General features: G+C 71.0%; 16 protein-coding genes. 6 read left to right on the forward strand and 10 right to left on the reverse strand.

Features of this window, described 5'->3' with window-relative positions; all coding sequences use genetic code 11:
• The first annotated feature begins 22 nt into the window (after positions 1-22).
• Positions 23-1,117 carry a tyrosine-protein phosphatase gene (locus ACFVUT_RS08960; RefSeq protein ID WP_389646295.1) on the forward strand — a complete coding sequence of 365 codons (1,095 nt, stop codon included), beginning with the start codon at positions 23-25 and terminating at the stop codon, positions 1,115-1,117.
• Positions 1,118-1,227: 110 nt separating this feature from the next.
• Here the strand turns inward: ACFVUT_RS08960 and ACFVUT_RS08965 are convergent, their stop codons facing one another.
• Complete coding sequence (locus ACFVUT_RS08965) at positions 1,228-2,346, reverse strand: ADP-ribosylglycohydrolase family protein (RefSeq protein WP_389646293.1); 1,119 nt, start codon at positions 2,344-2,346, stop codon at positions 1,228-1,230.
• A gap of 78 nt (positions 2,347-2,424) precedes the next feature.
• Between ACFVUT_RS08965 and ACFVUT_RS08970 the strand changes: the two genes are divergently transcribed.
• Entirely contained in the window at positions 2,425-2,703 is a 279-nt protein-coding gene (locus tag ACFVUT_RS08970; RefSeq protein WP_389646290.1) for a DUF6343 family protein, read from the forward strand.
• A 166-nt stretch (positions 2,704-2,869) separates the two neighbouring features.
• Here ACFVUT_RS08970 and ACFVUT_RS08975 read toward each other — a convergent pair whose 3' ends face one another.
• The 4 genes from ACFVUT_RS08975 to ACFVUT_RS08990 form a co-directional block, all read right to left on the reverse strand.
• A complete protein-coding gene (locus ACFVUT_RS08975) occupies positions 2,870-3,238 on the reverse strand; it encodes a tetratricopeptide repeat protein (RefSeq protein ID WP_389646287.1) in 369 nt (122 codons plus the stop codon).
• Positions 3,239-3,313: 75 nt separating this feature from the next.
• Entirely contained in the window at positions 3,314-3,916 is a 603-nt protein-coding gene (coaE, locus tag ACFVUT_RS08980) for a dephospho-CoA kinase (protein ID WP_389646284.1), read from the reverse strand.
• Positions 3,917-4,048: 132 nt separating this feature from the next.
• The gene (locus tag ACFVUT_RS08985) at positions 4,049-4,987 is read right to left on the reverse strand and encodes a PAC2 family protein (RefSeq protein WP_389646281.1); all 939 of its coding nucleotides are present in this window, start codon (positions 4,985-4,987) and stop codon (positions 4,049-4,051) included.
• Between the two features lie 129 nt (positions 4,988-5,116).
• Entirely contained in the window at positions 5,117-5,515 is a 399-nt protein-coding gene (locus ACFVUT_RS08990) for a hypothetical protein (RefSeq protein ID WP_389646279.1), read from the reverse strand.
• A gap of 354 nt (positions 5,516-5,869) precedes the next feature.
• Between ACFVUT_RS08990 and ACFVUT_RS08995 the strand changes: the two genes are divergently transcribed.
• Positions 5,870-6,874 (forward strand): right-handed parallel beta-helix repeat-containing protein, encoded by a 1,005-nt coding sequence (locus tag ACFVUT_RS08995; protein ID WP_389646276.1) that lies wholly within the window; start codon positions 5,870-5,872, stop codon positions 6,872-6,874.
• A 104-nt stretch (positions 6,875-6,978) separates the two neighbouring features.
• Here ACFVUT_RS08995 and rpsA read toward each other — a convergent pair whose 3' ends face one another.
• Positions 6,979-8,490: a 30S ribosomal protein S1 gene (gene rpsA, locus ACFVUT_RS09000; protein ID WP_072483117.1), complete on the reverse strand. Its 1,512-nt coding sequence runs from the start codon at positions 8,488-8,490 to the stop codon at positions 6,979-6,981.
• 388 nt (positions 8,491-8,878) lie between these two features.
• Here rpsA and ACFVUT_RS09005 point away from each other — a divergent pair, with 388 nt between their 5' ends.
• Positions 8,879-9,691 carry a class I SAM-dependent methyltransferase gene (locus tag ACFVUT_RS09005; RefSeq protein WP_389646272.1) on the forward strand — a complete coding sequence of 271 codons (813 nt, stop codon included), beginning with the start codon at positions 8,879-8,881 and terminating at the stop codon, positions 9,689-9,691.
• Between the two features lie 65 nt (positions 9,692-9,756).
• Positions 9,757-12,255 carry an ATP-dependent helicase HrpB gene (gene hrpB / locus ACFVUT_RS09010; RefSeq protein WP_389646268.1) on the forward strand — a complete coding sequence of 833 codons (2,499 nt, stop codon included), beginning with the start codon at positions 9,757-9,759 and terminating at the stop codon, positions 12,253-12,255.
• On the opposite strand, the gene ACFVUT_RS09015 is transcribed toward hrpB, so the two are convergent.
• From ACFVUT_RS09015 to ACFVUT_RS09025, 3 genes are all read right to left on the reverse strand, one after another.
• The gene (locus tag ACFVUT_RS09015) at positions 12,242-13,252 is read right to left on the reverse strand and encodes a DUF3068 domain-containing protein (protein WP_389646265.1); all 1,011 of its coding nucleotides are present in this window, start codon (positions 13,250-13,252) and stop codon (positions 12,242-12,244) included. The two genes, hrpB and ACFVUT_RS09015, sit on opposite strands and share 14 nt — an antisense overlap.
• Before the next feature lie 41 nt (positions 13,253-13,293).
• Positions 13,294-13,431 (reverse strand): SPW_0924 family protein, encoded by a 138-nt coding sequence (locus ACFVUT_RS09020; RefSeq protein ID WP_389646262.1) that lies wholly within the window; start codon positions 13,429-13,431, stop codon positions 13,294-13,296.
• 140 nt (positions 13,432-13,571) lie between these two features.
• Positions 13,572-15,230, reverse strand: coding sequence for a lytic transglycosylase domain-containing protein (locus ACFVUT_RS09025; RefSeq protein WP_389646260.1), 1,659 nt, complete (start codon positions 15,228-15,230; stop codon positions 13,572-13,574).
• A 185-nt stretch (positions 15,231-15,415) separates the two neighbouring features.
• Here ACFVUT_RS09025 and ACFVUT_RS09030 point away from each other — a divergent pair, with 185 nt between their 5' ends.
• Positions 15,416-16,255: a DUF4184 family protein gene (locus ACFVUT_RS09030; protein WP_389646257.1), complete on the forward strand. Its 840-nt coding sequence runs from the start codon at positions 15,416-15,418 to the stop codon at positions 16,253-16,255.
• Positions 16,256-16,300: 45 nt separating this feature from the next.
• Here ACFVUT_RS09030 and polA read toward each other — a convergent pair whose 3' ends face one another.
• Entirely contained in the window at positions 16,301-19,012 is a 2,712-nt protein-coding gene (polA, locus tag ACFVUT_RS09035) for a DNA polymerase I (protein WP_389646254.1), read from the reverse strand.
• Between the last annotated feature and the right edge of the window lie 140 nt (positions 19,013-19,152).

Raw genomic sequence — 19,152 nt, forward strand, 5'->3', positions numbered from 1 at the left:
CAGGGATCAGACAAGGAGCACCATGCGTAAGCACCGCATCATCCAGGCAGCCGTCGCGGCCACCCTGCTCGCCGGTACGGTCCTTGCCCCGCCGGCCATCGCCGCCACGCCGCACACACCGACGGCGGCCGGCGCCACGGCCGCCCTCCAGTCCGCCGTGCCGTTCACGGCGGCCACCGCCCAGCGCGCCGCCGACGGCGGATACACGCTCTCCTGGTCCTCCGCCGCAGGATCCGTGACCGTCACCGCCGTCACCTCACCCGACGCCACCACCGGCACCCCGGTGGGCACCGCCCCCGGCAGCGGTTCCCTGACCGTCCCCGCCGGGACACTCTCCACAGCCGGACGCTGGTACTTCCGGCTCACTCCGGACAGCGGCTCTCCACTCGTCGTCGCCGACCGTTCGCTCGGGATCGAGTCCGCCCGCAACTTCCGGGACATCGGCGGCTACCGCACCTCCGACGGCCGCTGGGTGCGCTCCGGTCTCGTCTACCGCTCCAACAAGCTCAACGCTCTCACCGACGCCGAACAGCAGCGGCTGCTCTCCCAGCACCTCACCCTCGACGTCGATCTGCGCAACGCGATCGAGCGCAACGACGATCCTGACCGGCTGCCCGCCGGAGTGAAGTACCAGGTCGCCGATGTGGCGTCGCTCAGCCACGGCATCCGCTTCCACGACTCCGCACTGACCACGCTGGCCGAGGCCATCGCGGCCGGTCTGTTCTCCGGCTCGTCCGACCTCGGCCAGTCCATCGGCTACCCGTTCATGGTCAACTTCGTGGGTGCGGACTACGCGTTCCACGATCTGGTCACCGCCGTCACCACGAACACCTCGGGCGCGACCGTCTTCCACTGCAGCGCGGGCAAGGACCGCACCGGCTGGGGAACCGCCGTCCTGCTCACTCTGCTCGGCGTCCCGCGCGCCACCGTCGAAGCGGACTTCCTCGCCAGCAACCAGTACACCGGCAACCCCGGGGCCGTCGAACTGAGCTGGCTGCGCGCGGCGTTCGACGAGGTGGACCAGCTGTACGGCACCTTCGACGCCTACGTGCGCGAGGGCCTGAAGCTCGACGACGCGACGGTGGCCGCGCTGCGCGCCAAGATGCTGACGGACTGACCGGACCTCTCCCCACGGAGTACTGACGGGCCGTCAACTGCCGTGCGTCGAAGGACCGTCACCCCGGGTGCACCGGCGGTCCTTCGGCGCGCGGAGCGTACACCGGCCCGTCAGTGCATCGGATAGCGGTCGGCCGGCCACACGACCGCCTGCTCGAACTCCACGCACAGGTCGTCGGCCACCTCGGTGATCACCGCTCGCCCCTCGGTCGCCACCAGCCAGGACGGCGGGAGGTGCACGTCCCCGTGCCGCGCGCCGAGCAGATTGCCGCAGACCGCACCGGTGGAGTCGCTGTCGCCGGAGTGGTTGACCGAGAGCAGCAGCGCCTGGGCCACCTGGTCGGCGCCCGGCAGCACCAGGGCGCAGTACACGGCGATGGCAAGGGCCTCCTCGGCGACCCAGCCCGCTCCCAGGGTCTCCACCCGCTCGGCGGTCGGCCCGCCCTCGGCGGCCAGGTCGACGGCCGCGCGCAGCGCCGCCGTCGTCTCCTCGTGCCCCGGGTGGCGGCCCAGCAGATCGACGGCCCGCAGCACCGAGCCCGCCATCGAGTCGCCCTCCAGGAGGTGGGCCACGATCGCGGCGAACGCCCCGGCCGCGTACGCGCCGGTCGGGTGGCCGTGGGTGATCTGCGCGCACCAGTAGGCCAGCCGGAACGCCCCCTGGGCGTCCTCCCCCACCAGGCCGAAGGGCGCGGACCGCATCACCGTGCCGCATCCCTTGGACCCGGTGTTGACGGGGCCCGGCTCGCCGAGCCGGTCCGACGGTTCGGGGACATGCCCCGTCCCGAGCCCCGTCAGGCAGGCGTTGCCGGGGGCACGGCGCGCGTACAGCCAGGGCTGCTGCCTGAGCCAGCCGGTCCGTACCGGGCTGTCGCCGCCACGAGCCGGCGGAGCCGGGTGGTTCTGGGTGTCGAGCCAGCGCAGATAGGCGTTCCGCACGATCCCCGTCTCACCGCCGCCGACCCCCTTCGACCGCGCCCGGGCATGGGCTCTGATCAGCCCTTCTGCCGTGAACAGGGTCATCTGCGTGTCGTCCGTGACCCGTCCGGCGACTCCCTGGTCGTCCGCGGTGAGGCCCTGTACGCCGTGTTCACCGTGGGCACGGCGGATACCGGCGAGCGACAGGAACTCCACCGGATTCCCCAGGGCGTCTCCGATCGCCCCGCCCAGCAGACAGCCCCGGACCCTCGCCCTGCGGCCCGCACGGTCGTCCCACGATGTGCCGTTCACGCACGATCCCCTCAATTCCGACGTCGACAGTCCGCACAACGGCGTCGTGGGTCCATCCTGGTAAGAGAGGCGATCGCCATGCGTACCGGTAATGAACCGACGACTGCCCGCAGTCCCCTGCGGCTGCGGCTCTGCCTGAGTCTATGGGGGCTGGTCTGGGCCGTGTTCGGCCTGGCCGCCTTCACGCTGACCGGCCGCCCGGGATGGGCCGCCGCCTGCGGTCTGCTGCTCCTGCTGGTCCTCGTGGACATCGCGGTGATCGTGCACCACATCCACCAGGGCCCGCACTACCAGCCGGGCCGCAACATCCCGCCGTACGAGCCCGACCACGGCGGACACGGCAGGTACGGGCACTGACCCGGGCAGCGGATACCCCCTGCGGCAAGACCGCCGCCGCCCGCAGGGACCAGCAGGCCCTGCGGGCGGGATCCGGCCGGTTCTGCTTACGGGAAACGGTCGGTCCTGCGTACGGGACCGGGACCGATCAGTCCTGCGCGTCAGTCCTGCGCGTCAGTCCTGCGCGTCAGTCCTGCGCGGGGAAGCGGGCCGCCTTCAGGTACTCGGGGTTCGGGTCGAGTGCGGCGGCCAGCCGGAAGTGGCGGGCGGCCCGGTCGGAGCGGCCGGAGCGCTCGAAGGTGCGGGCGAGTGCGAAGTGCGCGAAGGCATTGTCCGGCTCGCGCTCCAGGACGAGTTCGAATTCCAGCTCGGCGGGGCGCAGTTGCGCGGCTGCAAAGAAGGCACGGGCCCGCAGGAGCCGGGCAGCCGTGTTCTCCGGATGGGACGCGATCACCGAGTCCAGCAGCTTGACCGCGCCCCGGGGGTCGCGTGCCGCCAGCAGCCGTTCGGCCGCGCGGAAGTCGATGACGTCGGTTTCCGGGGTCCTCTCGCGCACGATCGCATCCTTCCCTTCGCTACCGCGTTCCCAACCTCCGGCCGCTGTCCGGTATTCCGGTCCGGAGTCCGGAGGTCAGCCGGCCGCCGCCCGCCGGGTCAGCTCCGACCAGACCTTGCGGACCTGGGGTTCCAGTTCTTCCAGCGGCCCGTCGTTGTCGACGATCAGATCGGCCACGGCACGCCGCTGCTCCCGGGTGGCCTGCGCGGCCATCCGGGCGCGGGCCTCGGACTCGGTCATGCCGCGCAGCCGTACGAGCCGGTCGAGCTGGGTCTCGGGAGTGGCGTCCACGACGACGACCAGGTCGTAGAACGGGGCGAGGCCGTTCTCCGTGAGGAGGGGCACATCGTGGACGACCACCGAGTCGGGTCCTGCGGCCCGCTCCAGCTCGGCGGAGCGGGCACCGACCAGCGGGTGGACGATCGCGTTGAGGGTGGCGAGCCGGTCGGCGTCCGAGAAGACGATCGCGCCGATCTTCGGCCGGTCCAGGGTGCCGTCGGCGTTGAGGATGCCGGCTCCGAACGCCTCGACGACGGCCGCGAGCCCGGGGGTACCCGGCTCGACGACCTCCCGGGCGATCCGGTCCGCGTCGATCAGCACGGCCCCGTATCCGACGAGCAGCCGGGACACTTCACTCTTGCCGGCGCCGATCCCACCGGTCAGGCCCACTTTCAGCATGCTGGGCAGCCTAGCGCCCCTCCGGGCCCTGTTCGCCCCGTCGCGCCACCCGGCCCGCACGCTCGCCGCAGGGCGAACGTAGCAGGTCAGGCCACTGGTACGAGGAGCGACGGGGCTGCCCGGGACGGCTGATCAGGCGTCTCCCTCGCGTTCCGCGAGGAACCGCTCGAATTCGAGACCGATCTCGTCGGCGGACGGCAGGTCGACCGGTTCGGCGACCAGATTGCCCCGGGTCTCGGAGCCCGCGACCGCGTCGTACTGGTGCTCCAGGCCCTCCACGAGCGATACGAGCTCCTCGTCCCCCTCGCCGATCTGCCGCTCGATCTCCGTCTGCGTGCGGTGGGCCTCCGTGCGCAGCGCGTGGGCGACGGTCGGCAGGACCAGGCCGGTCGCGGCCGTGATCGATTCGAGGGCGGTGAGCGCCGCGTCCGGGTAGGAGGAGCGGGCGACGTAGTGCGGCACGTGGGCGGCGACACCGAGGACGTCGTGTCCCGCTTCCATCAGCCGGTACTCCACCAGCGCCTCGGCGGAGCCGGGCACCTGCGCCTCGTCGAACGGGCTGCGGTGGCCGGGCATGAGGTCCGTGCGGTTGCCGTGCGGGGTGATGCCGACGGGGCGGGTGTGCGGAACGCCCATCGGGATGCCGTGGAAGTTCACCGCGAGGCGGACGCCGAGCCGCTCGACGATCTGCTCGACGGCGGCGGCGAAGCGCTCCCACTCCACATCCGGCTCAGGCCCGGAGAGCAGCAGGAAGGGCGCTCCGGTGGCGTCCTGCACGACCCGTACGTCGATCGTCGGTGTCTCGTAGGCCGACCAGCGGTCGCGTCGGAAGGTCAGCAGGGGGCGGCGGGCGCGGTAGTCGACGAGCCGGTCGTGGTCGAAGCTGGCGACGACCTGGTGCGGGAGGGTTTCGAGCAGGCCGTCGACGATCTGCTCTCCGGTCTCGCCCGCGTCGATGTATCCGTCGAAGTGGTAGAGCATGACCAGGCCGGCCGACTCCTGGGCGAGCGCCATGTCGACGACGGCCAGTCCCTTCGGCTCCCATTCGTACAAACTCTGCGGATCAGGCACGGTTACCGCTCCTCCTCGTGTTCTTGGAGAAGAACGCCCGACGGGGCACGGGCATTCCCGGACCGTGCCCCTTCGCCGGGCGTTTCATGCATGCCGCAACGCACGCGAGGACGCGTATGCGCGGCGCCGTCACCGTCTTCCGGGCCGAGGCGGACGCGCCGTGCTGCCACGTGTCCGCTCAGCCGCGCCAGGGGTTCCTGTGCAGTCGAGCGTGTCGCCGATGTCGCCGAAGTCCTTGAGGAACTCCAGGAGTCGCTCCTGGCCCTCGGCCGTGATCTGCCGGTCGAGGGCACCCTTGTCGGTTCTCCCGGAGAGGAGTGCGGCGACGTAGCCGTACAGGTCGGCCTGGGCGGTCCGGTAGCGCACCGGAGCCTTCATGCCCGCCTTCTCGTTAAAGATAGCGGCGTTGACGTTCACGTTGGTGAACACCTCGGTGGAGAAGCCGAGTTCACGACCGCAGTCGGGGGTGACCATCCCCTGCGGAATCCGGCCGGTTCCGAAACCGAGGGCCCTCACCGTCGCGGACATCGCACCCTTACCCCCCTCACCCTTCTCGCCCCGTGAGCCCCACGTCGCGCAGAAGCGTGCGGCGGCTCGCGCCCGGCACCGCTGACGGGTCGCGCAAAGTGCGTGTGTCATGCACCGGCCCCCCTTCCGCTCTTTGAGGTTGCCGGGATCCCGGCAAGGGCTTGTTACGGGCCCTCAGCTATTCGTGAATCCCGCACGATTCCCTGCGTTCACCCCATCCGCCGCCGGCGCACCTATTGGTCCAGACCTTGACACGCCTCTGTGGCACCCCTACCGTCACCAGGCGGCACGTTCAGAGACTCGCCCCACATTCACGTACGAGAACTCTTGAACTTCTTCGACGGGAAGGCACCCATGCGCACCCGCTCACTGCTCCCCGCCCTGCTGGCCACCGCGCTCACCACCGGCGGCCTCGCCCTCACCACCTCCCCCGCCTCCGCCTCCGCCTCCGCCTCCGCCATGAACGTGAACGCGAATGCGATCGCGGTGTCGGTTGTCGAGGTGAGCACCGCCGCCCAGCTCAAGGCCGCGCTCACCGCCGCGACCCCGGGCGACACGATCCACCTGGCCGACGGCACGTACACCGGCAACTTCAAGGCGACCGCCGCCGCCACCGCGTCCGCCCGGATCACCCTCACCGGCTCCGCCGACGCGGTCCTCACGGCCGGCGGCGGATACGGGCTGCACCTCAACGGCGCCTCCTACTGGACCGTCCGGGGCATCACCGTCACCGGCGGTCAGAAGGGCATCGTGACCGACGCCGCGACCGGTGTCGTCATCGATTCGGTGACCGTGCACGACCTGGACATGGAAGGCGTCCACTTCCGCACGTCCAGCAGTGACGGCGTCATCAAGAACTCGCGGATCCACGACACCGGGCACGACGGCCGCGGCATGGGCGAGGGCGTCTATGTCGGCACGGCAGGCGATCTGTCCGACAGGAGCGACCGGGTCCAGATCCTGAACAACACGATCGGTCCGGGGGTCGGCGGCGAGAACGTCGACATCAAGGAGGGCACCACCGGGACGCAGATCATCGGCAACACCTTCGACGGCAGCGGGCTGACCGGTGCCAACTACGACGACTCCTGGGTCGATGTGAAGGGCAACGACGTCCTGGTGCAGGGCAACCGGGGCTCTCGTACGACCAACAACGGCTATGAGACCCACACCCAGCAGAGCGGCTGGGGCTGCGGCACGGTGTTCCGCGACAACACCTCGGACCTGACCGGCTCCACGGGTGACAAGCAGATCGCGTTCAACATCACCAACTACGGCGCGAGCTGTCCGACCACCGTCTACAGCGGCAACACGGTGACGGGCGGCAAGGGCCTGACCAACATCGCCGTCACGCCATGACTCCGTGACCGCGCCGCACATACGGGCGAGGCCCGCCCCCCGAAGGGAGCGGGCCTCACTCGTCGCGCTTTGTGCAGCCGATCAGCGGCCGGAGGGGCGGAGCGTCAGCTCTGGCCGCCCGCCAGCTTCTCGCGCAGGGCAGCCAGGGCCTCGTCCGACGCCAGGGCGCCGGAGTTGTCCGCGGACTCCGAGGAGTACGAGCCGCCACCGCTGCCGCCGGAGGCAGCCGGGGCGCCACCGGCCGGGGCGGCAGCGCCCTCGGCAGCAGCGGCCTCGTCGGCCTCGCGGGACTTGATGACCTGGGCCTGGTGCTGCTCGAAGCGCTGCTGCGCCTCGGCGTACTGCGTCTCCCACGCCTCGCGCTGGGTCTCGTAGCCCTCGAGCCAGTCGTTGGTCTCGGGGTCGAAGCCCTCGGGGTAGATGTAGTTGCCCTGGTCGTCGTAGGACGCGGCCATGCCGTACAGGGTCGGGTCGAACTCGACCGAGGCCGGGTCGGCACCGAAGGACTCGTTGGCCTGCTTCAGCGAGAGGCTGATGCGGCGACGCTCCAGGTCGATGTCGATGACCTTGACGAAGATCTCGTCGTTGACCTGGACGACCTGCTCCGGGATCTCCACGTGGCGCTCGGCCAGCTCGGAGATGTGGACCAGACCCTCGATGCCCTCGTCGACGCGCACGAACGCACCGAACGGAACGAGCTTGGTGACCTTACCGGGAACAACCTGCCCGATCTGGTGCGTACGGGCGAACTGCTGCCACGGGTCTTCCTGCGTCGCCTTGAGGGACAGCGAGACGCGCTCGCGGTCCATGTCGACGTCGAGAACCTCGACGGTGACCTCCTGGCCGACCTCGACAACCTCGGAGGGGTGGTCGATGTGCTTCCAGGACAGCTCGGAGACGTGCACGAGACCGTCGACGCCGCCGAGGTCCACGAACGCACCGAAGTTGACGATCGAGGAGACGACGCCGGAGCGGACCTGACCCTTCTGCAGGGTCGTGAGGAACGTCTGGCGAACCTCGCTCTGGGTCTGCTCCAGCCAGGCACGGCGGGACAGGACCACGTTGTTGCGGTTCTTGTCCAGCTCGATGATCTTGGCCTCGAGCTCCTTGCCCACGTAGGGCTGGAGGTCGCGGACGCGGCGCATCTCGACAAGGGAGGCCGGCAGGAAGCCACGGAGGCCGATGTCGAGGATGAGACCACCCTTGACGACCTCGATGACGGTACCGGTGACGATGCCGTCCTCTTCCTTGATCTTCTCGATCGTGCCCCAGGCACGCTCGTACTGAGCGCGCTTCTTGGACAGGATGAGGCGGCCTTCCTTGTCCTCCTTCTGGAGAACCAGGGCCTCGATCTCGTCGCCGACCTTGACGACCTCGTTCGGGTCGACGTCGTGCTTGATCGAAAGCTCGCGGGAAGGGATGACGCCTTCGGTCTTGTAACCGATGTCGAGCAGGACCTCGTCCCGGTCGACCTTCACGATGACGCCGTCGACGATGTCGCCGTCGTTGAAGTACTTGATCGTCTCGTCGATCGCGGCGAGGAAGGCTTCCTCGTTACCGATGTCGTTGACCGCTACCTGCGGGGTGGTGGCGGTGGTCTCGGTGCTGCTCGTCATGTGGGAAAGGGCTCCGGTACGGACAGTGAGTCGTAGGTACTGCTACGCCGGGAGCCCGTATCGCCTCTGAAGAAGCCGGACAGCCCGGGAAGCACCGGCCCCGTCGGACGGGAGGCGCCTCGTGAACCGAGGGGACATACAACAGACGCGAGCGCGGCCTGCTAGGTCTGAGGCGCGCAGGCTCGCAGCGCAACTTGTAGCATACGGGGGCAGCCGGGCACGGTCAATGCGCGAAGGCGCACACCGGGGGGTCAACGCCCCATATCCGGCACAATTCGTGTTCTCCGAGGCCACGTCGGCCCCGGGAGACAATCCGTGGGAACGGAGCCGTACTCACGGGTACCTACCGCGTGCGGCGGGGTGAAGGCAAACTACAGCGACGGACACGATGAGCCAAGAGATCTACGCGGCCGAACCCGAAGCGACCCGCCGCGGCGCGTCGGAGGCCGAGAGCGGCCGGGCCAGTCGCGGCTGGTGGGACCGGAACGCCGACGAGTACCAGAGCGACCACGGCGCCTTCCTCGGCGACGACCGGTTCGTCTGGGGCCCGGAGGGGCTCGACGAGGCCGAGGCCGGTCTGCTCGGCCCCACGGAATCGCTGAGGGGCCTGGACGTCCTGGAGATCGGTGCGGGCGCCGCGCAGTGCTCGCGCTGGCTGGCCTCCCGGGGCGCCCGCCCGGTGGCGCTGGACCTCTCCCACCGGCAACTGCAGCACGCGCTGCGGATCGGCGGCGAGGTCCCCCTGGTGGAGGCGGACGCCGGAGCCCTGCCGTTCCGGGACGGCTCCTTCGACCTGGCGTGCTCGGCCTACGGCGCGGTGCCGTTCGTCGCCGATCCGGTCCGGGTGTTCCACGAGGTGCACCGGGTGCTGCGCCCCGGCGGTCGCTGGGTCTTCTCGGTGACCCATCCGATCCGCTGGGCGTTCCCGGACGAGCCGGGGCCCGAGGGGCTCTCGGTCGCCGCCTCGTACTTCGACCGCACTCCCTATGTCGAGCAGGACGAGCGGGGCGAGGCCGTGTACGTCGAGCACCACCGCACGCTGGGCGACCGGGTGCGCGACGTGGTGGCGGGCGGTTTCCGGCTGGTCGACCTCGTCGAACCGGAGTGGCCGGCCTGGAACGACCAGGAGTGGGGCGGCTGGTCCCCGCTGCGCGGGAATCTGATCCCCGGGACGGCGATCTTCGTCTGCGTGCGGGACTGAGTCGCGGGGCCGGGGACCGGCCTCGCGGTACGGGAGCCGCGGCGCCCCGTTGGAGACTGGGGGGCGTGATCCGTACCGACGCCCTGGACCAGTTGCCCGTACGCACCGCTGTGCCCGCCCTGGAGCGGGCGCTCGACGACCGCGGTGTCGCGGTGCTCTGCGCGCCGCCCGGCACCGGCAAGACGACCCTCGTGCCCCTGGTCCTGGCCGGTGTGACCGGCGGCGGCCCGGCGCGCAGGGTGGTGGTCGCCGAGCCGCGGCGGATCGCCGCACGGGCGGCGGCGCGGCGGATGGCGTGGCTCATCGGCGAGCAGGCCGGCGGGCGGGTCGGCTTCACGGTCCGCGGGGAGCGCGTGGTGGGGCGCGAGACCGTGGTGGAGGTGGTGACCACCGGGGTGCTGCTCCAGCGGCTCCAGCGCGACCAGGAGCTGACCGGTGTCGACGCGGTGATCATCGACGAATGCCATGAGCGTCATCTGGACGCGGACACGGTCGCCGCGTTCCTTCTCGACGTGCGGGAGACGATCCGGCCCGATCTGCGGCTGGTCGCCGCGTCCGCCACGACGGACGCGGCGGGCTGGGCACGGCTGCTGGGAGATGCGCCGGTGGTGGAGGCGCGGGGTGTCGCGCATCCGGTGGAGGTGGTCTGGGCGCCCCCCGCCGGGACGGTGCGGCCGCCGCACGGGATGAGGGTCGATCCGGCGCTGCTGACGCATGTCGCCGCGACGGTGCGCCGGGCGCTCGGCGAACGGGACGGTGACGTGTTGTGCTTCCTGCCCGGTGTCGGCGAGATCGGGCGGGTGGCGGGGCAGTTGGCGGGTGTGCCGGCCGAGGTGCTCCAGGTGCACGGGCGGGCTCCGGCCGCGGTGCAGGACGCGGTACTGGCCGGGTCGTCCGGCGGCCGGCGGGTGGTGCTGGCGACCTCGGTGGCGGAGTCGTCCCTGACGGTGCCGGGCGTGCGGGTCGTCGTCGACTCGGGGCTGGCCAGGGAGCCGCGTACCGATCACGCACGGGGGCTGAGCGCGCTGACGACGGTACGGGCGTCGCAGGCGGCGGGGAGGCAGCGGGCGGGCCGGGCCGGGCGCGAGGCGCCGGGGACGGTGTACCGGTGCTGGGAGCAGGCGGAGGACGGACGGCTGGCGCGGTTCCCGTCTCCGGAGATCAAGGTCGCGGATCTGGCGGCGTTCGCGTTGCAGGCGGCGTGCTGGGGCGACCCGGACGCGTCGGGGCTGGCACTGCTCGATCCGCCGCCCGCGGGTGCGATGGGCGCGGCGCGCGAGGTGCTGAGCGCGGTCGGCGCGGTGGACGCGGAGGGGCGGGTGACCGACCGCGGCGTACGGATGTCGCGGCTCGGCCTGCATCCGCGGCTGGCGCGGGCCCTGCTGGACGGCGCCGCCGAGGTGGGCGGGCGGCGGGCGGCCGAGGTGGTGGCGCTGCTGAGCGAGGAACCGCCGCAGGCGTACGGGGACGATCTGGCGGCCGTGCTGCGCACCGCGCGGCGGGGCGGGGACGGCTATGCCGCGCGGTGGCGGCAGGAGGTCCGGCGGCTGTCCTCGTCGGTCAGGGATGTGGGCGGGGGTTCCGGTCCGGACGACGCCGCTGTCGGTCTGGTGGCTGCGCTGGCGTTCCCGGAGCGGGTGGCGCGGGCCCGGGGCGAGGGCGCTTTCCTGATGGTGTCGGGGACGGGTGCGGAGCTGCGGGACGGGTCCGGGCTGCGCAGCGCGCCGTGGCTGGCGGTCGCGGTCGCCGACCGGCCCGCGCACGCGGCGTCCGCGCGGGTACGGCTCGCCGCCGTCATCGACGAGGACACGGCACGGACGGCCGCCGGGCATCTGCGGTGTACGGGCGAGGAGGTCCGCTGGGCCGGCGGCGATGTGGTGGCGCGCGGGGTGGAGCGGCTGGGTGCCGTGGAGCTGTCGGTGCGTCCGCTGAAGGAGCCGGCGTCCGAACTGGTCCGTGAGGCGCTGGTCGAGGGGCTGCGGCGGGAAGGGCTCGGGCTGCTGCGCTGGACGCGTGAGAGCGAGCAGTTGCGGGAACGGCTCGCGTTTCTGCACCGGGAGTCGGGGGCGCCCTGGCCGGATGTGTCGGACGCGGCGCTGCTGGACCGTACCGAACAGTGGTTGGAGCCCGAGTTGTCACGGGCCCGGCGGCGCTCCGGTCTGGCGCGGATCGATGCGGGGCAGGCGCTGCGGCGGCTGCTGCCGTGGGCGACCGGTGAGGCGGCCCGGCTGGACGAGTTGGCGCCGGAACGGATCGAGGTGCCGAGCGGCTCCCGGATCAGGGTGGAGTACGGCGGGGCGCAGCCCGTACTCGCGGTGAAGCTCCAGGAGTTGTTCGGCCTGCGGGAGACCCCGAGGGTGGCCGGGGTGCCGGTTCTGGTCCATCTCCTCTCGCCGGCCGGCCGGCCCGCGGCGGTCACCGCGGATCTGGCGTCGTTCTGGCGGGACGGTTATCGGGCCGTGCGGGCGGAGCTGCGCGGTCGCTATCCGAAGCATCCGTGGCCGGAGGATCCCACGACGGTGGAGGCGACCCGGTTCACGAAGGCCCGGCTCAGGCGGGAGTAGGTTCCGGGTCCGGTTCGGGTGCCCGTGCCCCGGTGGGCAGTTCGCCGTCCGGGCGCCGGGAGCGGGCCTCCAGCCACAGGGCGAGGGCGAGCAGTGCGGTGCCGAGGGCGGCGAAGCCCCACGGCAGGTACGACGTGAGCAGCAGGACGAGCACGCGCTGGGACTTGACCATGGCGACGATCGAATCGACGTAGTCCTCGCGCATCTTCACGTGTCCGGCGAACGCGGTGACGGTGTCCTGCGACATGCCCATCGCTTTGGCGTTGCGCAGCTCCTCCTTGTGGATCTCCTCGCCGTTGACGGGCGCTCCGGTGACCGGGTCGACCCAGAACATCCGCTTGGTGGTGTACCAGCGGGTCAGGCCCGTCTTGGCGATCTGCTCCGCGGTGACGCCCTTGATGGGCATCTTCTTCGGCAGCGGGACCTTGGTCCAGGGGATGGTCTGCTCGAAGTAGTAGACCTCCATGCCGTGGAAGGTGCGGGTGCCCTTGTAGTGGATGGGCGAGCTCGTGCGGGTCTGGGCGTCGAAGTACTCGTAGTCGCGTTTCTGGGTGAGGAAGGGCCACTTGTACTCGATGCCCTCGCGTCTGACCGGGTCGCCGTCGACCATTTCGCCGGTGGCGTGGACGGGGGCCTGGCTGTGGGCGTCGAAGATGTAGCGTTCGGGGATCGCGGAGACCATCTTGCCGTTCGGGTCGACGACGTAGCTGAGGGAGTCCCAGACGACGACGTCGCGTCCGGCGCTGCGTTCGATCTTCTCGGACTCCTCCACGTTGCCCTTGAGTGTCTGCACGATGGTGACCTTGGGGACCTGTTTCACCTTCAGGTCGTCGTTGTAGTCGAGGAGGGTGGCGGGCTTCGCCTCCAGGACCGTCTCCTGGTACTGGCTGGGCGGGATCTTCGCCAGTCTCGGGAAGGCGTACCAGCGCAGCAGCGGCGACATGGCGGCGAAGAAGACGGCGAAGGCCAGGAGTACGAGGCTGGCTCGGCGGCGCATGACGGTGCCCTCCCTCAGCTTCTGTTGTTGCTTTCGCGGCACTAGTTCTTGGGGCCCGGGACGGTGGTCAGGAGGGGTTTGGGCGAGGTCTCTCCGGGCGGGGCACCGATCGTGGTGACGGCGAAGACGAGCGCGAGGGCTGCGGCCAGCCCGATGGCGGCGGCGACGAGAGCACGCATGCCGGTCCTCCCGGAGAGCACGGACCTGATGGTTCGTCAGGTTGGGGCACCGTAGCAATGCGGGCGCGAGATGAGAACACGTGCGGCAGCCCCTCTGCCGACGACGGCGGAGGGGCTGCTGCGACGGGTGGCCGGGCGGGTCAGGCGGCGGGCGTCCGAGGGGCCTCGACCTTCAGCTCGATGACGAGCGTGGCGCCGCCCTCGGTGGTGAGGCGCAGCCGGTACGTTCCCTCGGTGTCGTCGGTGTAGACCGTCGGGAGCTTCAGGGTGCCGTCGGCCTCGGTGACGAGGTCCGTGAGGGTGCGGACCGTCTTGCCGTCCGCGTCCTTGAAGTACGGGCCCTTGTCGTTCTCGACCGGCTCCTCGTCGTCGGTGATCATCGTCGCGGTGACGGCGACACCGGCGGCGACCGCGTCCTGGTAGGTGGCCGTGACCTCGACGGGATCGGTGAACTCGGCGCCGGGCGCGGCGGTCAGTGCCGTCTCGTCGGTCCTGGCGATCGCGTCGGCCTGCCGGGCGGTGACGGTCGCGGTGTAGGTGACGGCGGGCAGCGAACTGCCGGTGGCGACGGCCCGCACCGTGAACGGTCCCGTCGTCTCGCCCGCCTCCAGCACGGGGGCGGTGACCGTGCCGTCGGCTCCGGTGAGCAGCGCGACGGTCTTCTTCCCGCCGGTGAACGCGGCGTCCGTGTCACCGGCGACGGTGAAGGTCACCGAAACCCTGGCGAGCACACCGCCGGCCTTGTTCCTGGCCCGTACCTTGATCCGCTCGGCGAACGCGTCGCCCGCGGTGGCGGTGAGCGTGCCGGTGCCGGCGTTCTCCACACCCGCGAGGGTCTGCGCCGGCGTGGGGGGCGGCGTGGTCGGGCTCGTCGTGCCGCCGTCACCCGGCTTCGTGGGATCCGGGCTCGGCGTCGGTGTGGCGGGGGCGGACGGTGAGGGGGACGGGCTCGGGGTGCTGGGGCTCGGGTCCGTGCCGCTGCCGAGGTCGGGCGGGACCACGCCGGTGCCGTCGGGGATCTCGTGGGTGCCGCGCTTGTAGTACTCGAACCAGGAGCGGACCGTACGGAGGTAGGCGTCCGAGTGGTTGTAGCTCAGGATCGCCCGGTCGAGATCCGCGGCGACGGACAGATCGCGGGAACCGGCGCAGAGGTAGCGTCCGGCGGCCAGCGCGGCGTCGTAGATGTTGTTCGGGTCCTTGCGGCCGTCGCCGTTGCCGTCCTGGCCCCAGGCCGCCCACGTGGACGGGATGAACTGCATCGGGCCGACGGCCCGGTCGTGCGTCGCGTCCCCGTCGTACGCCCCGTTGTCCGTGTCCTTGATCAGGGCGAAGCCCTGACCGTCGAGGACCGGGCCGAGGATCGGGGAGAGCGTGGTGCCGTTCGCGTCGACCCTGCCGCCGCGGGCCTGGCCGGACTCGACCTTGCCGATCGCGGCGAGCAGTTGCCACGGCAGGCGGCAGGCGGGGTCGCTGCCGGCGATGGTCTGCTCGGCCTTCTTGTACGCGGCCAGGACCGAAGCCGGTATGCCGGATTCCGTAGTACCGGTGTCGGGCAGGTCGACGGACGTTCCGGGCCTGTCGGGGGTGACCAGCGGGGGCAGATCGGTGTAGTACGGCGAATTACCGGTGGCCGCGCCGTCGTCGGACGACGGCGCCGTACCGGCGGTCGGCTGGTCACCGCCGCCGTCGGCCAGCGGTGTTCCGGGGGCTCCTGAGGCGGAGAGCGCCGCCACGGCAACGGCGGCCACAGCGGTCGTGGTCGCCCCCCTGCGAAGTCGGCGACCGAATTGCGCTGCCATACCTCTGGCCCCTCCCCTTCGACGACTGTCCGCGCTCCCCAGCGCCTGGACTCAGGCGACCCTACGGCAACTCGTGCTGCCGGAACACCGTGCACCGGCCGGTTCTTACCTGTTTTTCACGTTCCGGACAGCAAGATGTACGGCGGTGGTCAGGCGGGGCGAACGGGCTCGCGCATACTGCGGGCATGCCGTTCACACTCAGTCATGCCGCAGCCGTACTCCCGGGGATGCTACGGAACGGAACGGCGCGCGGCCCGCTGTTCGCCTCGGCTCTGGTGGCGGGCTCGTTCGCCCCCGACCTGACGTACTACGCGGACACCGCGATCCCCGGCGCCATGGAGTTCGGGCAGGTCACCCACTCGGTGTGGGGTGTGTTCACCGTCGACGTGCTGATCACCGCGATGGCCGCCGGACTGTGGCTGCTGCTGCGCGAACCGTTGGTGGCACTGCTGCCGACGGCCTGGCAGGGCCGGGTCCACACGTTCGTGCGAGGCCGGCCCCACCCACCCGTACGGGGTGCGCGGAAGGTCCGCGACGGTGCATGGTTCGCGCTGTCGGCGATCATCGGGGCCACCACCCATGTCGTCTGGGACGCGTTCACGCATCACGACCGGTGGGGTGTGCGGTGGGTACCGGTGCTCGACGGGAGCGCCGGAGGAATTCCCGTGTTCCAGTGGGTGCAGTACGGCAGTTCGGCCCTGGCCCTTTCCGTGCTCGCGGTGTTCACCGCATCGGGGCTGCGGCGGACCGGGGCACGCCCCGTCCCGCCGTCCGTGCCGGTGCTGGACCGCCGGGGGCGGTGGTCGGCGGGGGCGCTGCTGGGCGTGTGCGTACTGCTCGGCGTCGCACACCGGTGCGCACGCTGGTACGCCTACGTCGGGCACATCGACACGCCGCTGGACATCATCCCGACCATCTGCTTCGGCGCCGGGGCGGGACTCGCGGCGGGCCTGGTGCTCTACGGGGCATGGGTGCGGCTGCGACGGCCGCGCGCAGCCGCACCCACGGTCGCCGGACGGGCCTGAACGCTCCAGGGCCGTCCGAACCGCGCCGCCGGGCGTGCCACCGCGTCAGTGCGCGGCGGACTCCCAGTCCGTACCGACGCCCACCGAGACATCCAGCGGGGCACGCAACCGCACGGCCGTGGACATCTCGTGACGCACGATCTCCTCCACCTGTGCCCGCTCGCCCCGGGCGATCTCCAGAACGATTTCGTCATGGACCTGGAGAAGCATCCGGGACGTCAGCTTCGCCTCGGCCAGTGCCTGGTCGACCTTGAGCATGGCGACCTTGACGATGTCCGCGGCCGTGCCCTGGATCGGTGCGTTGAGCGCCATCCGCTCGGCCGTCTCACGGCGCTGGCGGTTGTCACTGTTGAGGTCGGGGAGATAGCGGCGGCGGCCGAAGACCGTCTCCGTGTAACCGGTGGCCCTGGCCTCCTCCACGACGCGGTGCAGGTAGTCACGCACACCGCCGAACCGCTCGAAGTAGGTGTCCATCAGGCCACGTGCCTCGCCCGCCTCGATGTTCAGCTGCTGGGAGAGACCGAACGCGGAAAGCCCGTACGCGAGTCCGTAACTCATGGCCTTGATCTTGCGGCGCATCTCCGGATCGACGGCCGACTTGTCGACGCCGAAGACCTGCGAAGCCACCGTCGTGTGCAGGTCCTCACCGGAGGTGAACGCCTCGATCAGGCCCGCGTCCTCGGAGAGATGGGCCATCACCCGCAGCTCGATCTGGCTGTAGTCGGCCGTCATCAGCGTGTCGAAGCCGTCACCGACGACGAAGCCACGGCGGATGGCCCGGCCCTCGTCCGTACGGACCGGGATGTTCTGCAGGTTGGGATCGGTGGAGGAGAGCCGGCCGGTCGCCGCCACCGTCTGGTTGAACGTGGTGTGGATGCGGCCGTCCGCCGCGACCGTCTTGATCAGACCCTCGACGGTGACCCGCAGCTTCGCCTGCTCACGGTGGCGCAGCATGATGACCGGCAGCTCGTGCTCGGTCTGCGCGGCGAGCCACGCCAGCGCGTCGGCGTCCGTCGTGTATCCGGTCTTCGTCTTCTTCGTCCTGGGCAGGCCCAGCTCGCCGAAGAGGACCTCCTGGAGCTGCTTGGGCGAACCGAGGTTGAACTCGCGGCCGACCGCCGCGTGCGCCTCCTTCACCGCCTCCTTCACCGCACCGGCGAACTGCTGCTCCATGCCCTCCAGATGGGCCCGGTCGGCGGCGATGCCGTGCCGCTCCAGCCGGGCCAGCAGCGCGGACGTCGGCAGCTCCATGTCGTGCAGCAGCCCGGTCGCGCCGACCTCCGCCAGCCGCGTGGTGAACGCCTCACCCAGGTCCAGGACGGCACGGGCCTGCATCATCAGGGCATCGGCCTCGGCCCGCTCGTCCGCGCCGAAGGCCAGCTGGCCGTCGGACGCCGCAGCGGGCGCCAGCTCCCGGCCCAGATACTCCACCGCGAGCGCGTCCAGCGCGAAGGAACGGCGGCCGGGCTTCACCAGGTAGGCCGCCAGCGCGGTGTCCATCGTGACGCCGTCGACCTGCCAGCCGTGCTCCGGGAAGACCCGCATGGCGCTCTTCGCGTTGTGCAGGGTCTTCGGCCGCCCCGCGTCGGCGATCCAGGCGGCGAACGCCCGCTCGTCGCCCTCGTCGATCTCCGCGGGGTCGAACCAGGCCGCCGCGCCGCCGGCCGCGGCGAGCGCGATCTCGGTGACGGTGCCACTGCCCAGCGCCCAGGTGTCGACGCTGGCGACACCGAGCGGCTGCCCGCCGTGCTCCGCGAGCCAGGGCGCCAGCTCACCCGCGCCCAGCACCGCGCCGTCCAGCTCGACGCCCGCCGCGGGAGCCGGCGGCTCGGCCTCGGCAGCGCCCGGGTCGACGGCCAGCAACCGCTCGCGCAGGCTCGGGTTACGGATCTCCAGGACATCGAGCACGCCCGTCACCGCGGTGCGGTCGTACGGAGCGCGCTCCAGATCCTGCGGGGTCTTCGGCAGCTCCACGTCACGGACCATCTCGGTCAGCCGGCGATTCAGCCGCACCGCGTCCAGATGGTCGCGGAAATTCTGCCCGGCCTTGCCCTTGACCTCCTCCGCGCGCTCCACCAGCTCGTCGAACGAACCGAACTGGTTGATCCACTTCGCGGCGGTCTTCTCCCCCACACCGGGAATACCCGGAAGGTTGTCCGACGGGTCACCACGCAGCGCCGCGAAGTCCGGGTACTGCTGCGGCGTGAGCCCGTACTTCTCCACGACCTTCGCCGGGGTGAAGCGCGTCAGCTCCGAGACGCCCTTCGTCGGGTACAGCACCGTGACATCGTCCGTGATCAGCTGGAACGAATCCCGGTCACCCGTGACGATCAGCACCTCGAAGCCCGCCGCCTCCGCCTGCGTGGCCAGCGTGGCGATGACGTCGTCCGCCTCGAAGCCGTCCACCGCGAAACGGTCGGCGTGCATCGCGTCGAGAAGCTCACCGATCAGCTCGACCTGACCCTTGAACTCGTCAGGGGTCTTCGAGCGGTTCGCCTTGTACTCCGGGAACTCCTGCGCACGCCACGTCTTGCGGGAGACGTCGAACGCCACCGCGAAATGCGTCGGCGCCTCATCACGCAGCGTGTTCGCGAGCATCGACGCGAAGCCGTACACCGCGTTCGTCGGCTGCCCCGCCCCTGTCGTGAAATTCTCCGCAGGCAGCGCAAAGAACGCCCGGTACGCCAGGGAGTGCCCGTCCATCAGGAGCAGGCGCGGTCGGTTGTCTGCCGTCTTCTTCGATGCTGTCTCAGCCACGCCCCCGATCCTGCCACGGACCACTGACAATCCCGACCGGGCACGGCTTCACCGGACCCCCCGCCGACACCACGTGTCAGGATCGAAGGAGGAGAACGGACCGCGGTGCACCCGTACGGCACACCGCACGGGTCCGCCGT

Origin of the sequence: Streptomyces sp. NPDC058051 (assembly GCF_042885475.1) — a bacterium.
Taxonomy (GTDB): domain Bacteria; phylum Actinomycetota; class Actinomycetes; order Streptomycetales; family Streptomycetaceae; genus Streptomyces.

Excerpts from the sequence above, each read along its gene's own strand:
- ACFVUT_RS08990 (WP_389646279.1), bottom strand. The coding sequence starts at position 5,515 with ATGTCCGCGACGGTGAGGGCCCTCGGTTTCGGAACCGGCCGGATTCCG.
- ACFVUT_RS09005 (WP_389646272.1), top strand. The coding sequence starts at position 8,879 with ATGAGCCAAGAGATCTACGCGGCCGAACCCGAAGCGACCCGCCGCGGC.
- rpsA (WP_072483117.1), bottom strand. The coding sequence starts at position 8,490 with ATGACGAGCAGCACCGAGACCACCGCCACCACCCCGCAGGTAGCGGTC.
- ACFVUT_RS08995 (WP_389646276.1), top strand. The coding sequence starts at position 5,870 with ATGCGCACCCGCTCACTGCTCCCCGCCCTGCTGGCCACCGCGCTCACC.
- ACFVUT_RS09015 (WP_389646265.1), bottom strand. The coding sequence starts at position 13,252 with ATGCGCCGCCGAGCCAGCCTCGTACTCCTGGCCTTCGCCGTCTTCTTC.
- ACFVUT_RS09020 (WP_389646262.1), bottom strand. The coding sequence starts at position 13,431 with ATGCGTGCTCTCGTCGCCGCCGCCATCGGGCTGGCCGCAGCCCTCGCG.
- ACFVUT_RS08970 (WP_389646290.1), top strand. The coding sequence starts at position 2,425 with ATGCGTACCGGTAATGAACCGACGACTGCCCGCAGTCCCCTGCGGCTG.
- coaE (WP_389646284.1), bottom strand. The coding sequence starts at position 3,916 with ATGCTGAAAGTGGGCCTGACCGGTGGGATCGGCGCCGGCAAGAGTGAA.
- ACFVUT_RS09025 (WP_389646260.1), bottom strand. The coding sequence starts at position 15,230 with ATGGCAGCGCAATTCGGTCGCCGACTTCGCAGGGGGGCGACCACGACC.
- ACFVUT_RS08960 (WP_389646295.1), top strand. The coding sequence starts at position 23 with ATGCGTAAGCACCGCATCATCCAGGCAGCCGTCGCGGCCACCCTGCTC.
- ACFVUT_RS09030 (WP_389646257.1), top strand. The coding sequence starts at position 15,416 with ATGCCGTTCACACTCAGTCATGCCGCAGCCGTACTCCCGGGGATGCTA.